The organism is Paraburkholderia sp. HD33-4, assembly GCF_021390635.1.
GTDB lineage: Bacteria > Pseudomonadota > Gammaproteobacteria > Burkholderiales > Burkholderiaceae > Paraburkholderia.
In genome coordinates this window covers 1531933-1546900 of the sequence record NZ_JAJEJS010000001.1, presented here as the reverse complement: position 1 = coordinate 1546900, position 14968 = coordinate 1531933, and the positions used below count along the sequence as shown (strand labels likewise).

General features: G+C 59.8%; 11 protein-coding genes and 2 pseudogenes. 5 read left to right on the top strand and 8 right to left on the bottom strand.

The annotated features are described in order from the left end of the window. Positions 1-43 precede the first annotated feature (43 nt). On the bottom strand, positions 44-1171 hold the full coding sequence (locus L0U84_RS06820; RefSeq protein ID WP_233848724.1) for a porin: 1128 nt from the start codon (positions 1169-1171) through the stop codon (positions 44-46). A gap of 319 nt (positions 1172-1490) precedes the next feature. Then, the gene (locus L0U84_RS06815) at positions 1491-2504 is read right to left on the bottom strand and encodes an ABC transporter substrate-binding protein (RefSeq protein WP_233848722.1); all 1014 of its coding nucleotides are present in this window, start codon (positions 2502-2504) and stop codon (positions 1491-1493) included. A gap of 404 nt (positions 2505-2908) precedes the next feature. On the opposite strand from L0U84_RS06815, the gene L0U84_RS06810 reads away from it, so the two are divergent. Continuing rightward, positions 2909-3325, top strand: coding sequence for a DUF3579 domain-containing protein (locus L0U84_RS06810; protein WP_442793978.1), 417 nt, complete (start codon positions 2909-2911; stop codon positions 3323-3325). Positions 3326-3707: 382 nt separating this feature from the next. Here the strand turns inward: L0U84_RS06810 and L0U84_RS06805 are convergent, their stop codons facing one another. The 5 genes from L0U84_RS06805 to L0U84_RS06785 all read right to left on the bottom strand — a co-directional run bounded on the left by L0U84_RS06805 (position 3708) and on the right by L0U84_RS06785 (position 9539). Beyond that, positions 3708-3929 (bottom strand): hypothetical protein, encoded by a 222-nt coding sequence (locus tag L0U84_RS06805; RefSeq protein WP_233848719.1) that lies wholly within the window; start codon positions 3927-3929, stop codon positions 3708-3710. Then, positions 3926-4999, bottom strand: coding sequence for an AraC family transcriptional regulator (locus tag L0U84_RS06800; RefSeq protein WP_233848717.1), 1074 nt, complete (start codon positions 4997-4999; stop codon positions 3926-3928). The genes L0U84_RS06805 and L0U84_RS06800 overlap by 4 nt, the downstream gene beginning before the upstream one ends. A gap of 388 nt (positions 5000-5387) precedes the next feature. Beyond that, positions 5388-6770 carry an MFS transporter gene (locus tag L0U84_RS06795; RefSeq protein WP_233851959.1) on the bottom strand — a complete coding sequence of 461 codons (1383 nt, stop codon included), beginning with the start codon at positions 6768-6770 and terminating at the stop codon, positions 5388-5390. 279 nt (positions 6771-7049) lie between these two features. Further along, a complete protein-coding gene (locus L0U84_RS06790; RefSeq protein ID WP_233848714.1) occupies positions 7050-8261 on the bottom strand; it encodes a M24 family metallopeptidase in 1212 nt (403 codons plus the stop codon). A gap of 267 nt (positions 8262-8528) precedes the next feature. Beyond that, entirely contained in the window at positions 8529-9539 is a 1011-nt protein-coding gene (locus L0U84_RS06785; RefSeq protein ID WP_233848708.1) for a GlxA family transcriptional regulator, read from the bottom strand. Between the two features lie 309 nt (positions 9540-9848). Here L0U84_RS06785 and L0U84_RS06780 point away from each other — a divergent pair. After that, a pseudogene (locus L0U84_RS06780) lies at positions 9849-10326 on the top strand (MFS transporter); the annotation flags it as partial. Positions 10327-10553: 227 nt separating this feature from the next. Continuing rightward, a complete protein-coding gene (locus L0U84_RS06775; protein ID WP_233848706.1) occupies positions 10554-10781 on the top strand; it encodes a hypothetical protein in 228 nt (75 codons plus the stop codon). Positions 10782-10975: 194 nt separating this feature from the next. Here L0U84_RS06775 and L0U84_RS06770 read toward each other — a convergent pair whose 3' ends face one another. Beyond that, a complete protein-coding gene (locus tag L0U84_RS06770) occupies positions 10976-11698 on the bottom strand; it encodes a caspase family protein (RefSeq protein WP_326491158.1) in 723 nt (240 codons plus the stop codon). A 292-nt stretch (positions 11699-11990) separates the two neighbouring features. Here L0U84_RS06770 and L0U84_RS06765 point away from each other — a divergent pair, with 292 nt between their 5' ends. Together L0U84_RS06765 and L0U84_RS06760 are read left to right on the top strand one after the other, a co-directional pair. Continuing rightward, a complete protein-coding gene (locus L0U84_RS06765; protein ID WP_233848701.1) occupies positions 11991-13622 on the top strand; it encodes an APC family permease in 1632 nt (543 codons plus the stop codon). A gap of 297 nt (positions 13623-13919) precedes the next feature. Continuing rightward, a pseudogene (locus L0U84_RS06760) lies at positions 13920-14691 on the top strand (glutaminase). Positions 14692-14968: the final 277 nt, after the last annotated feature.

Sequence of the window (14968 nt, the reverse complement as noted above, 5' to 3'; positions counted from 1 at the left end):
AGAACATCGTTGAAACAGATGCGCTGCGAGGCTGTATTCCCGATCAGAATCGGGTACGCACACCCGTGGTCAGCTCCAGCTGGTTGGTCGCGCCGAAGGTGGTGCCGACCGTGTAGCCGCCATGCAACCTCATATAGTCGCCGGCCAGATACACTTCGGTGCGCTTGGACAGGTGATAGAACGTGGACCAGTACAGCGTTTCCTTCCAACCGTTGTGCAAGCCTGAGGTCGGGTCGAACGCGCCGATGTTCGCGTTCGGAATATCGCCGTCGGTGTTGTACGCGGCATTCTTTACACGCATCTGCTGATAGCCGAGCTCGTAATCGAGCGGACCCTTCGGCGACAGTTTGAACGACACGGTCCACGCGTTATCCTGGCGCTGACCCAGCGCGCCCTGATTGCCGAGGTAACGGAAGTAGCCGGCGTTGGCGCGCAGAATACCAAACACATAGTTGCCGCCGACCGAGAACGACTGGTTCGTGTTGCCATCGCGGTTTACGTGGCTGTAGAAGCCCGACGCACTGAACGGGCCGCCGTTATAGCCCAGTGCGACCTGATAATTCGCGTTGTTACCGAAACTGGTCTGGTTGCCGAACGCGTAACCCGCGCTCGCGAAGATGCCGTTGTCGAACAGCTTCTTCCACGCGACGCCATTTTCGTAGCGCGTGCCGGTTGCGCTGGCCGCGTAGAAAATCATCTGCTTGAAGTTGTTCGCGTTCGTCCAGCCGCCCTCTTCGGTCGTCAGGCGTGCGTTGCCGTACGGGTCGCCGTAGATCGCCGCTGCATCGCGTGCGATGGTGTTCTGGAAGCCCGCCGTGATCTTGCCGAACGTGTCGTTCTCGATACCGACCCACGCGTCACGATCGAAGAGCTGACCCGGATCTTCCATCTGACCGTTGGCGACAACGTATTCGCTTTCCAGTCGGAAGATGATCTTCGAACCGCCGCCAATGTCTTCGGCGCCGCGCAGGCCCCAGCGGCTGCCGCTAAACCACGGCTCGCCACCGATGCCCATGCCGATCACATGGTTCCCGTTCGCATCCGCGTGCGACTGGTAAGTCGGCACGCTCAGGTCCATCAAGCCGTAAAGCTGCACGCTCGACTGCGCGTGTGCGCCGCCTGCCCCGAGTGCGCTGACCGCGACAGCCAGCGAAAGATACTTCTTCTTCAAGATCGTCTCCTCAGACAACTGCGTTGAAATTGTGTCTTCTCTACTCACGGCCGCCTCCGCCTCAAGGTCCCGGCAACCGCTTCGGTCTACGAATGCTTGCCATGCTAGTTACCCGAATCCTTCACGCTCCTTTCCTGTGTCATTTGTGCAACTCAGTAACTCTACTGATATGCGCAATGACGCCTGGGCCAATGATTCGGAGTACTTTTTTGCCAGAAACTGGCTTGAGGATTGACGCCTGGACCGTTATCGACCACCGCAGCACACACTTACTTACGCCTCTGCGGACGAACGCGGTAACGCGTCGGGCTGCCACGACTCATTTCGAGCTGACAAACTCGTTCGTATAGGTTTTGCCCAACTCCACATGCTTGCCCTTGACCGACGGATTGAACGCCGACAGCACCTTGAGCACCGTGGTCGGACCGTCGGCCGGCATCTTGCCGTCCGCTGTGTACATCGGCAGCGACGCCTTCAGCGCGCTTACGTAGAGCGGCTTGTCTTTCTGATAATCGTCGGGCATCTTCGCGGCGATTTCTTCCGCGCTATGCGTGTGGATGAACTGCATCGTGCGAACGAATGCATGCGCGAGCCTGGTGGCTTCGGCCTTGTGCGAATCGGCCCATGCGGCCTGCACGTACAGACTAGACGCCGGATAGGTACCGCCCAGCGCCGCCCTCGTGCCTTCGACCGAGCGCATGTCGACGAGCACCTTGGCGTCGCCTGACTTCTGCAGTGCCGACGCGGTCGGCTCAGTCGTCATGCCGGCGTCGATGCGGCCTTGCTTGATCGCCGCGATGAAGCTGGCGTCAGCGCCCACCGGCAGCATCGTGTATTCAGTGGACTGAATACCGTGCTGTCCGGCAAGGTATTGCGTCAGAAAACTTGTTGAAGAACCGAGGCCAGTCACACCAAGCGTCTTGCCCTTCACGTCCGCCATCGATTTGACCGTTTCAGACGCCTTGGTCGAGACCATTTCGACCTCGCCCGGCACTTGCCCGAACACGACGATTGCCTCGACGTCCTTGCCCTTGGTTTGCAGATCGATCGTATGGTCGTAGAACCCGACCACAGCCTGAACGGCACCGGCCAGAAGTTCGTTTTCAGCATCGACGCCGGCTGGCTGCGACAGCAGTTCAACGTCGAGTCCCTCGTCCTTGAAGTACCCGAGCTGTTCAGTCAGGCGAGCCGGCAAGTAGATCAGCTTCGTGATGCCGCCCACCATGATCGTGATCTTGCCGCTATCCGCGGCTGCCGCATGCTGCGAGGCCAGGCTAAACAACAGGCTGGAAGCAACAGCAATGTGACGAAACCCACTGCACTTCGGTTGCATCGATAGTCTCCGTTATTGTCGGCGGCGAAAGGCTGCCTGTCTGCATCGATGGCGCGATTGTCGGAGTGCGAATCCTTCCCCCGGCTTTCACGGCGAGGACCGGCGTTTAGGGGATTTCCATGAAAGGGCCTGCGAGACAGCTGATTCAGCGGCCGCCGGATCTGCTTATGGAAAACCCCCATCGGAACGTGCAGTGGCTGAAAGCGTTCAGAAGGTTCAACTCACCTAGAATCGCATCGTCGATTGCAGTGATCCCATCGTGCTTTCAACGCCGACCATCAGTGCAATCTCGCTCGACTCTGCAAGGCGACGTCTTTCGGACGGAACGCGCTGCTGGGCGAGCCGACGCAATGACAATGCGTACACCTGCTACCTGACGACGCGCATGCCGCGATAGCCGCAACATGACTAACGATGGCATTGGCCACTACCTGATCCGCGGCGTGACGTCGCAGTGCAAGCCCTTCCGGCCAGGCGACTGGGCCGAGCGCCTGACGGGAGTCGTCGCACTGTTCGTGGCCGAACGCTGCCACGGCAACGCTATCGCCAGCACACGGCTTGCGATGCCGGTTGTCGAGCAGGACATCAAATGCCTACGCATCTCGAACGAATTGCGACGTATCTGTCCTGACGCATTTGATTTTGTGATGCGCTTCGCCAGCGACAACGACCTGACGGTCGATCCCTGCCGCGCGCTGGACGATAAGCGTGGACGATATCCGCAACCTGAGCGGCAGACGTCCGGAAGCAAGGCAAAGGATCGGATGGATGAGTTGCCGGTTCCAACTTCCGCTGCCGTTGCTACAGAGTCGAGCGGCTGATGCGAGCGCCAGGAGAAGGCTGATGGATACACACACTGAAGTGAGTTACACCTACGCATGCGCGGCATGCGGATACCATGGGCGCGCAGTTCGTCCGGACGAGTCATACGCTAGAAAGCTGGCCATTTGCGAGCGATGCGACGGACAGGTGTGGCTCAGCGTCGATAACGCAACCGCCGAAGAGGAAGCTTCGGCGGTCTTTTCAGCCCAAAGATCACCAGCAGACCTAAGCCGCGGATGATGAAGAAGCTCTGCATCGCGAACAATTCATACCGACCGTACCAGGCAGCCAATCCGTAGCCGTTAGTGAGTGCAGTTTTCCTAACCAGTGCGATAATTCTCGACTTCTGGGCAGCAGCGTCGGCAACGAGAAGAGTCCGAATCAACTGGCTGCATGTCCTGCTGCATTGGTTTTTAGCCACCCGAGCAGAGGAACAGCGAGCATCAGAACATAGAGCAAGCGATGGACTGCGCCTTCTGCGAAATATGCCGGCGTACCGGTTTTGTTGACGGAAGGCGGCGCAAGCCACTGAGAGAGTGCTGCGCCGAGGCCAGCGATGCCGGCAGCGATCAGCAACGTCCCTGAAGCACCGATGTGAGTCATCGACCATGGCAGAAGGAACGTGCCGAGACCCGCTCCAATTCGGCATACCCGGCCTGGTTATGCACCCGCACGTCCTGAGGCGCCATACCATAGGCGCGTCTAAATGCACGTGTGAAGTCGGATGCGCTTGTAAAGCCGTGGGCATACACGACGTCCTTGACAGGCACTCCCGGCCACGCGACCAGTTCGCGGGCGGCAGCGCGCAGGCGGACGTGTCTGATGTAAGCGGCGAGGCCGCCGTCATGCTGAAAAAGCCGATACACCGTTGGTCTGGAAAGACCAAGCGATTCCACGACGCTGTCGGGCGAGAGGCTGTCATCATGCAGGTTCTCGCGTACGTAGCGCCGCGCCTGATCGAATGCGATCGCGCGTCCAAGCGACGGCTTGCTGCCTTTCAACCCCGCATGGTCAGCGAACGCATCCGCAATCAGCAGCACCAGTTCCCGCAGTGCGCGGTGCGCATCGCCTGCAGCCATGTGGCGGATCCGCGCAGCGAGTGACATGACGCTGTCCGTGAGAAAGCGCACGACCGGCAGGAGGGGCGAGAGCATGCGCCCATGTAGCGCCGATGGGTCCGGAAACACGTCGCACAGCAACAGGCCTGGAAGGAAAATCGTCACGTGCCGGCAGGCGGCTCGCCTGAACTGCACCGGCTGGTCGAGGTCAATGGCGAAGATGCCGCCTTCGAGCGCCGGGTCCGTGCGCTTTTTACCCGCGTAGATAAGCTCGTTGTCGGGCGCGCGGTCGAAGAATATGTGGAACACGATACTGCGAGCGTCGTCCCTGGAAATTCTCGCGATCGTGCGGTCCTGCGTGATGCGATCAGTGTAGCAGTCCGCGAAAAGGAATTCGCCCACGGCATAGCGGTCGATCCGGCCGCGAAACGGCTGTCCACGTCCATCGCGCGTTGTTAGCAGGTCGACGACACCGATCATTCGATCGCACCATGCGCCGAGTTGCTGATGAGCGGGCAGCACGCATACATCGAACCGCTGATGTGCAATCTCGAGTTGGTGACCTGGCTCCAGTACAACAGGCAGGTCCAGATAATGTGTCTTCACGGTGGACATGAACAAGTCTCAGTACGTCAGTGGAGGCGCCCCGCAATCGCTGCCGCGCGCGGTCATGCAGAGTATCGCGCGACAAGTTGGGTAGTGGCCAAAATGTCCGCGTGTGGACTGCGTCCTGCTCAACGGCCGCGGAGCGAAAAACTGAACGTCTGCCGGCGACGACGTCGATATTTGTCGACGTCGTTGGGGTGAACGTACTTTTGAGCTCCGTGCTGCATGAGGTTGTGGCGGCTTTGTTAATCGTATAGCCGGCCTCGCCCGTTCCGGTAGAACGGCCCAGGCAGCCGGCGAGCACAAGGGACTAACGAATTGCGGACTCAGATAGGCAACTTGCCGAGCCGTAATGTCCATCGGGAACGCGCGACAGCCTTCGCCACGTGCTCCCGTATCAGTCGTCAGCCAGCGGTTCGCGCGCTGTTTCCCGGCTTGCGAGCATGGCAATCAACGCGACCCCGGCAGCGCCGACCAGGTACCAGGCCGGCGCAAGCTTGTTGCCCGTGACACCAATGAGCCATGTCGCAACGAACGGTGCCGTCCCGCCGAACAGCGCATTCGCCGCATTAAAACAGAACGCAAAGCCGCTATAGCGCACCCGGGTCGGAAAGATCTCTGACAGGAAGCATGGCAATGTGCCGTCGTTCATTGTTAGCAACGCGCCAAATGCAATCTGGATCAGCACGATCGTCGCGAAGCTCGCACCGACGAGCCCCTTGAACAGCGGTACGGTCAGTGCGGCAAACAGGATTGACGCGCCAATCAGCATAGTCTTGCGGCCCACGCGATCCGATAGCGAGCCCATCAGGAAAATGAGACCGATGTACGCGACAAGCGAAATCGTCGCCGCGACGAACGAAGCGGTTTCGCTCATGCCCATCTCGGTCGACAGATACGTCGGCATATAGCTCAGTACGAGATAGAACGCTACCGCGTTCAGGCATGTCACGCCAAATGCGATCACCATTCTACCGCGGTGTGCGCTCAGCAATTCCGTTACCGGCGCTCGGGCAACATGGTGCGAGCCTTCGAGCGCCGTGAACTTCGGCGTGTCCTCCAGTCGCACACGGATGTAACGGCCGATCAAACCGAACGGGGCCGCGAGCAGGAACGGCAACCGCCAACCGAAAGACTGGATCTGCTCGGTTGTCAGCACGGCGTGCAGTACCGCAACGAAGATGGAGCCGAACAGCAGGCCTGCCGCAGTGCTGGCTGGGACGATGCTGGTATAGACGCCGCGCTTGCCATCTGGCGCGTACTCGGCAAGGAACGCAGATGCCCCCGCATATTCACCGGAAGCCGAGAAGCCTTGTACCACACGGACCAACAGCAGCAGCACCGGGGCCAGCATGCCTACCTGTGCGTAAGTCGGCAGGAAGGCGATCACGAACGTCGAGCATGACATGATCAGGATTGACAGCGACAACGCGGTTCTGCGCCCGAACTTGTCGCCGAAGTGCCCCCAGACAATGCCGCCGATCGGGCGCACGAAAAACGAGATTGCGAACACGCCATACGCCGCGAGTAGTCCGGTAGTCGAATTGGTTTTCGGAAAGAAGACCACGGCGATGATGGTGGCGAGATAACCATACGACGCGTAATCGAACCACTCGACGAAATTGCCAATGAAGCTCGCCACCGCGGCGCGTTTCAGCAGTTGCCGTTCCACCGAGGGAGAGGACGGTGCATTGTCGGATGGATACGAAGACGACCTGTCGCCTGGCGAGATGGAGCCGTCGACTGCGGCCCCGACCAAACCTGCATTTCTGGTGCTCATTGCTGTCTCCAAACATGAATGATGCGAAGGCTGTGCACGGGTGGCGACTCTCGCGGTTGCCTGTCCGATCGATTCGTTGCACGGCGTGATGCGTGGCCCCTTGGAGCAAATGGTAGAAGCTGGACCGATCCAAAGATTTCCCGTAGCGACGAAACCCTTTCTGGTTTCGACATCAAGGGCTAACACCGGCACGCGATATTCGTGGCAGCGCTCAGCGTCTCCTGCCACATTACGAGAGACCTGCGGCCGCAGCCGCAGGCGGGTTGGAACGCGGCCCGATCAGGCTTTGATGATGTTGTGCTCCGGACCGTATGGGAAGCCAGTGATGTTCGTCGCGTCCTCCCTGCCGACAACGAGGATGTCATGCTCGCGGTAGCCGCCCGCGCCGGGCAGGCCTTCCGGCAACATGATCATCGGCTCCATCGAGACCACCATGTTCGGTTCCAGGACCGTATCAATGTCCTCCCGCAGCTCGAGTCCGGCTTCGCGGCCATAGTAGTGCGACAGCACGCCAAACGAATGGCCATAGCCGAACGTGCGGTACCGCAGCAGGCCGTATTCGGCGTAGATCTTATTGAGCTCCTGGGCGATATCGCAGCAGCGCGCGCCCGGCTTGATCAACTTGAGCCCGGCCTCATGTACCTCGACGTTGACCTTCCACAGGCGCAGGTGCTCATCTGAGCAGTGGTCGAAGAACATCGTGCGCTCGAGTGCCGTGTAGTAGCCGGCGATCATCGAGAAGCAGTTCAGGCTCAGGATGTCGCCCTTCTGCACTTTGCGTGTAGTGACCGGATTATGGGCGCCGTCGGTGTTGATGCCGGACTGGAACCACGTCCAGGTGTCCATCAGCTCGGAGTCGGGAAAGCGGCGCGCGATTTCGCGCACCATCGCCTGCGTCGAGGCAAGCGCAACTTCGTGCTCAGGCACGCCTTCGTGGACCGCGGCGGCAAGCGCGGCTCCTCCCACATCGCAGACGTTCGCGCCGTGCCTGATGACCTCGATTTCTTCCGCCGACTTGATCATGCGCATGCGCATGGTCTGCACGCCGATATCGACGAATTCGACAGACGGCAGGGCTGCCTTCAGCTTCGCAAGGACCTCGACCGGCACCTGGTCAAACTCGACCCCTACGCGCCCCTTGTTGTCGATTTCGCCTTGCACGGCGCGGAAGAAGTTGTCGCGCTGCCAGTCGGTATAGACCACGTTGTAGTCACCAACCGTACGACGCCACGGCTGCCCGCCGTCGATATTCGCGGAGATCGACACCACTTTCTTCGGCGTGACGACGAGCCCGTACTTGCGGCCAAACGAGCAATACAGGAAGTCCGCGTAGTAGTTGATGTTGTGATACGACGTGAACAGCACGGCATCGATGTTCTCGCGCGCCATCAGGTCACGCAGCTTGCCCTGGCGGTTCGCGTACTCCGCGTCCGAGAACGTATGCTTCACTTTTTCGCCGTTCTCGATGCGGATCAGATTCTCCATTTTCATTCGCTCACTCCTTAGTGAAAAAGCCTCGGTTGGTAGAGCGAATGGTAGAAGTTCAGCGATTTCGAATATTTCCCAATCCGTCGAAATACTTTCCCATTCCGACGTTCAGGGTTAACCTCGACAGAGGAATCCCGCGCTGCGGCTTGCGCGGCGAGGATCAATGGAGAGCCCGTTGCAGTCCACGCCTCGCGAATCGGATTGACGTGGACATCTCCATGCAAGGTCTGTCATCTATGCGACAGCGCGAGCACAGACGGCGTCTGGGCCCTAGAGTGCGTTCTGGTAGCGGCGGCGATCAGCGCTCGGTGAGATCTGGAATTGCGCCTTGTAGCATGTGGCGAAATGTGTCATCGACACGAAGCCCGTACTTGTACCGACCTCTTCGAGCGGCTTGGCGGTCCGGTAAAGCAGTTGCCGGGCGCGCAGAAGCCGGATTTCCAGATAAGCCTGTGCCGGGGTCTTGCCAAGCCGCTCATGAAACCAGCGCTCGAGCTGTCGTTGCGAAACGTGCAGGTACGACGCGATCTCGGTAACGGAAAGCGTCTCCTCGACATTGCTTTCCATGATCTGTAACGCTTCGTCGAGCTTTGCGTGTTCGGCACCCATGTACTGGCGCAGCGATGTGCGCTGCCGCTGTTCGTGGCTGCGCCGTTCGGCGACAAGCAGTTCCAGCACCCGCGCGGCGAGCGAACGACTGCCCGGCGGCCTTCCAAGAAGGTGCACCATCAGGTCAAGGGGTGCCACGCCGCCGCTGCACGTATAGCGGTCACGATCGGCCTCATAGAGGCGGTTCGACACCGTCAGCTTCGGGAACTGCTCCGTCAGGATGTCATGGTCTTCCCAGTGAATCGTGCAACGATACCCATTGAGCAAGCCGGCACGCGCGAGGAAAAAGCTTCCTGTATCGAGACCGCCCAACGCCGTGCCGTGGCGCGCCTGCAATCGCAGCCAGTCGAGGACCCATCCGATGCCTCTGCGCGGAATCGGGTTGGGGCCGACCACGAACACGGCGTCGAAATGGCCGCTGTCGGCAATTGTGAGATCCGGCAGCACACGTATGCCGTCGCTTGACTGCACGACATCCGCACCGCGCGCAACCAATTGATAGTCGTATACGCGCCGTCCCACAACCATGTTCGCAATCCTCAACGGATCGACGGCTGCGCCAAGTGCGATCAGTGAAAAACCGTCGAGGAGCAGGAACCCATACCTCGTAATGCGCAGGTCATGAAGGCCATCCGGTCGCGGCCTGTCCGCCTTCGGTGAATTGGTTTGCATAGTCGACTGGTAGGTCAGGTCATGTGGGTCGAGCCATGTGGAGCTCGTCCCCGCTTTCGAACTTACGACTAACCGCCACGATGCTTGACCTCATCATCGGCTTGACCTCGCGGCGTCAGGCAACACCGTTGAGGTGTTACACAGACGCGAACTGGTTTGAAAGTGTCACCGGTCAACGCGGCCCATGTCAACCGAGCGGTTCGCCCGCACGGTTGACATGGGACGGATCTCGGACTCACACGCAGATCGGCGCCGGTCATCGAAGATGGGCGCGTTGGCGAGCGCCCACACAACTGCCTAAACTTGTAATCATTATTCGCGCTCTCGAACCTCGCCTACGCGCCCAGCTTTTCGATGCTGCTCGCCGCGCGCGCGTTCTCCGGCTTTATGGGCGGCGTGCTTGGCTCGATCCTGATGCCAATCGTCACCGATGTGATCCCAGTCACACGCCGCGGCGCCGCGACTGGCGTCATCATGACGGCGTTCTCACTCGCCGCGATCGCTGGTGTGCCAGCCGGCATCGAACCAGGCGCTCGCTTCGGTTGTAGCGCGCCCATTCTGGCTGCTCGTCGCGATGTCCGTGCTGACCTGGCTCGCCGCCTTGCGTGTCGTGCCGGCGCTCGGCGCGAATCTCGCGCACCAGACGCTCCCGCTTGCGGATATCGTGCCCGCGCTGTGGCGGCCTCTCAGCTTTCCGCGACATCTGAAGGCGTATGCGCTCACGGTCTTGACGATGCTGTCGCACATGTTTGTGATCCCGTTCATGTCGCCGGTTCTCGCGGCCAACGGCCTACAGAAATCTTTCATACACAAAACGCTCAAGCAATTAAACATCCGCTGGCGACAGGGTGTCGCGCTGGGCACGCGGATAAACCATATATAGTGCACTGCACAAGCCCCGTTCGATCGACAGCGTCGATCTGACGACCGTGTTATAGTGCACTGCACAAGCCCCGTCCGATCGGTAAGTGCGATCTGACGACCGTGTCCGGCGTTGCCCGGTTGCGGACAGATATGCCGCTGAAGGTGATTCGATACGCCTGTCAGCTTCGCCAGTTCCTGCTTAACCATCAAAAAGAGGTCTCTGTGAAATACCTTCCCCGCATCGCCGCGTCTGGCGCACTCCTGGTCGTCGCTCTCGGCGTCGTCACGTTCGCCCAGATCAAGTTCGCTCCGCAGTCCGCCGAGGCCAACCCGGTCGCACGGATCGTCCTGAACGTCGAGTCGCAACTGAACGGCTGAGCGACTCCACCGCTGTATGTAGCCCGCGCCGCGCAGGCAAAGAAAAACCCGCCAGGCTCCGAAGAGTACTGGCGGGTTTAAGCTACTGATTTCGGATTCACATGCCAGGCGATGGTAACGGAGTTGACGCCTGCTCAGGCTCCTCCAGCGACCAGTCAGCCTCCATGTCCACGGCATCCAACACCTTGGTCAGGTCACCAATCGCCAATTCGAGACCCTTCATCGTGACCTCGTGAGACAGGCAATCTTCCCCCTTCGACGTTTCGATCATCAGAAACTTGAAGAGCGTGTCGCCGCACTGATCCAGCGCAGCCCGAAAAAGCCTCGTGGGTCGGACATTCCAGCACGTACGCAAACACACCATCGGCATACTTTCTGGCAATCGTCACCTGCGACGGTGTCAGTTCAAGCTTTGACGCGGGCACGTCCTGAGCGGCTTGTTCAGCCTTGCGTGCCGCCATATAGGGGCGCGTGGCGTCACTCGCTTCATCGAGCGCTTCCTGAATCAGGTCATCGTCGTCCGGGAACATACCCTTCATCTGCTCAACCTGCGTTTCGAGCGAATCGACCGCGCCATACAGCTCCCCGGTCACTTCCTTCCAGTTCATCGAGATCGCGCATCGAGCCTTCAGCTCATCGCCTGTGCTGACTTCCGCATCGACTGGCAGCAGATAGTTTCGCCAATCGAGCTGCACACCGTGCCTCGCGTAATAGAACACGGCGAGCTTGGTGCCGCTGCGCTCTATGTTGCCGCCAAAACGCTGAATGGCTTCGCGGAACGCGTGCTGCGTCACTTCCAGCTGGATATCCACACTGAAGCCAGCTGATGCCAACAGGTCGCTTACAGCCCGAGCGTCGTTCACGGAATTGCGCAGTTGCATGCGAGGGTATGCGCTGTTTCCGATGACCAGCCCCACCTTGAATGCGCTTTCGCGCCGACGACTGACTTTACTTTTTGTCTACGACTGCCGGCGAATTATGCTCTTTCGACATAACCCTTATGCGTAATTGGCATTGGACGGCGATGTGTCATTTCGAGAATATCGCGCACTCGTTCGATGACCATAGGTGAATCAACGGCACCTCGCGCAGCACACATTGCGATAGCGGCCTCGCGCTGCTTTCGAATTACAAGGAAAGCCGGAACTTTGAACGTCACGCATGAAGACGCCTGACAGTTCCGTGCATCTGAAAATTTGGGGACGACAATTGAATCAATCTATTCAACGGCACATCGGTCCGTTCGCACTGCTTTTGACCGGACTCGGCTCGATCATCGGATCGGGCTGGCTGTTCGGTGCATGGAGAGCCGCCAAGATCGCGGGTCCCGCAGCGCTGTGCGCATGGGTGATCGGCGCGGTGGTGATCCTCGCAATCGCGTTGACTTACGCTGAACTCGGGGCGATGTTCCCGGAATCGGGTGGCATGGTGCGTTACGCACGCTATTCGCACGGCGCCCTGGTGGGCTTCGTCAGCGCATGGGCCAACTGGATCGCGATCGTGTCGGTGATTCCAATCGAAGCCGAAGCATCGATCCAATACATGAGCACGTGGCCATATGAATGGGCACACAACCTGTTCGTCAGCGGCTCACTGACCACGCCAGGCCTGCTGCTCTCGGCGGTGCTGGTGGTCATCTACTTCATGCTCAACTACTGGGGCGTCAAGGTGTTTGCCCGTGCCAATACGGCCATCACGATCTTCAAGTTCATCATCCCCGGCCTGACGATTTTCGGCCTGATGATGACCGGCGTCCATACCGAGAACTTCGGCCAGACGACGACGTTCGCCCCCTACGGGTGGTCGGCGGTGCTGACCGCGGTCGCCACGAGCGGCATCGTGTTCGCGTTCAATGGCTTCCAGAGCCCGATCAACCTGGCCGGAGAGGCGCGCAACCCCGCGAAGAGCGTGCCGTTCGCGGTGATCGGCTCGATCGTGCTCGCGCTTGTGATCTACGTGCTGCTGCAGATCGCGTATATCGGCGCGGTGAACCCGGCTGATGTCATGAAAGGCTGGAATCTGCTCAACTTCAAGTCGCCGTTCGCGGAACTGGCGATCGCGCTGAACCTGAACTGGTTGGCGATCCTGCTCTACGTCGATGCATTCGTGAGCCCGAGCGGCACCGGCACGACCTACATGGCGACGACCACACGCATGATCTATGCGATGGAGCGCAACAACACAATGCCGAAGATCTTCGGCAGCGTGCATCCGCTGTATGGCGTGCCGCGTCCGGCGATGTGGTTCAACCTGTTCGTGTCGTTCATCTTCCTGTTCTTCTTTCGCGGCTGGAGTTCACTGGCAGCGGTGATCTCGGTCGCGACGGTGATCTCGTACCTGACCGGCCCGATCAGCCTGATGTCGCTGCGTCGCGCGGCAACCGATCTCGACCGCCCGCTGCGCATCGCCGGTATGAAAGTGATCGCGCCGTTCGCGTTCGTCTGCGCGTCTCTGATCCTGTACTGGGCGAAGTGGCCGCTGACGGGCGAGATCATTCTGCTGATGATCGTTGCGTTGCCGGTGTTCTTCTACTTCCAGGCAAAGGCGGGCTTCACGGGCTTCAATCAGGATCTGAAGGCCGCCTGGTGGCTGGTCGCGTATCTGCCGATCATGGCGATCCTGTCGCTGATCGGTAGCAAGGAATTCGGCGGCTACGGCATCCTGCCGTACGGCTGGGACATGCTGGTCGTGATCGCCTTCTCGCTGGTGTTCTACTTCTGGGGCGTGAACAGCGGCTATCGCTCGGCGTATCTCGACGAGCGCGAGACGGTTCACGGCGAGAAGACCGACGAGTACGCAACGAGCGGTCTTTCGGGCGAGGAGTGGATGTCGGCTCGCTAACGCGCTCGATACTGCTGAAGCACATGCGCCACCCGAATTGTTTCCAGTGCAGAATAACGCCGGTCATCCGACTACGTGGCGCAAAACATGCAAAGCGGTTCGCGCTTGCCGGGATTCGCTTCGCGTTGTGTATCCCGGCTCCCACTCATCCGTTTCACCGCCATCACCTGATGACGCTCGATGGACTATTCACGCATCCTCGAAACGATCCACGCCGACCTGCAGCCCTGGCTCGATAAGGGACGCGTCGCCGATTACATCCCCGAACTCGCGGGAGTCCCGCCGAACAGCTTCGGCATGGCGGTCGTGACGACGGCGGGCGACGTGTTTCGCGTCGGAGAAGCCGATACACGATTTTCGATTCAAAGCATCTCCAAGCTGTTCGCATGCACGATGGCATTCAGGCTGCTGGGCGATGCGTTGTGGGAGCGGGTCGGCCGTGAACCATCGGGCACTGCCTTCAATTCACTCGTGCAACTCGAAGCCGAGCAGGGCAAGCCGCGCAATCCGTTCATCAACGCAGGCGCGCTCGTCGTCACCGATGTGCTGTGCCGCCGCTTCGTCAAGGCGGAGACCGCGCTGGTCGAATTCATGCGGCGTCTGACAAACGAATCCGCAATCCGAGTTGCAGCACGCACATCGCAATCGCGCGATGGCGCATTTCATGGCGAGCTTCGGCAACATGGAGATGCCCGCGGAGGCTGTCGTCGATGCGTATTGCCGTCAATGCGCGATTTCGATGAGTTGCGTCGAGTTGGCAAATGCGGCGCTCTTTCTGAGCAACGGCGGCGTCGTACCGTCGACGGGCGAGCGCATTCTCGATGCAAGTTCAACCAAGCGGCTGTCGGCGTTGATGCTGACGTGCGGCACATACGACGCAGCGGGCGATTTCGTCTATCGGGTCGGCTTGCCGGCAAAAAGCGGCGTGGGCGGCGGCATCGTCGCCGTGCTGCCGGGAGAGATGGCGGTTTGCGTCTGGTCACCGCGGTTGGACAGCAACGGCAATTCGCTAGCGGGCGTCCTCGCGCTGGAGTGGCTGACCACGCTTACAGGTCAGTCGATTTTCTAACTGCGGAAGCGTTTGGAGAAAAGCTGGGCCGAACCCTGTCCGATGTCTGGCACGGTCAAAATTGCCACGCCGGCGCCATCCATAAACGAGACCACGATCAATTTTGCAACCCGGCCTCGCGTATAGCCATACGGCTGGCAGCGTGTCACAAACCGGGCAGGCGCCGCATTATCAGGTAACCGATGCGAGTGTGGACTATCTGCTCTCGAAACGTACCGACGTCTAAGCCAGCGCGACGTACATGCGCGCTGGCGGCGGAGCAGTAGCGGACCTCGGA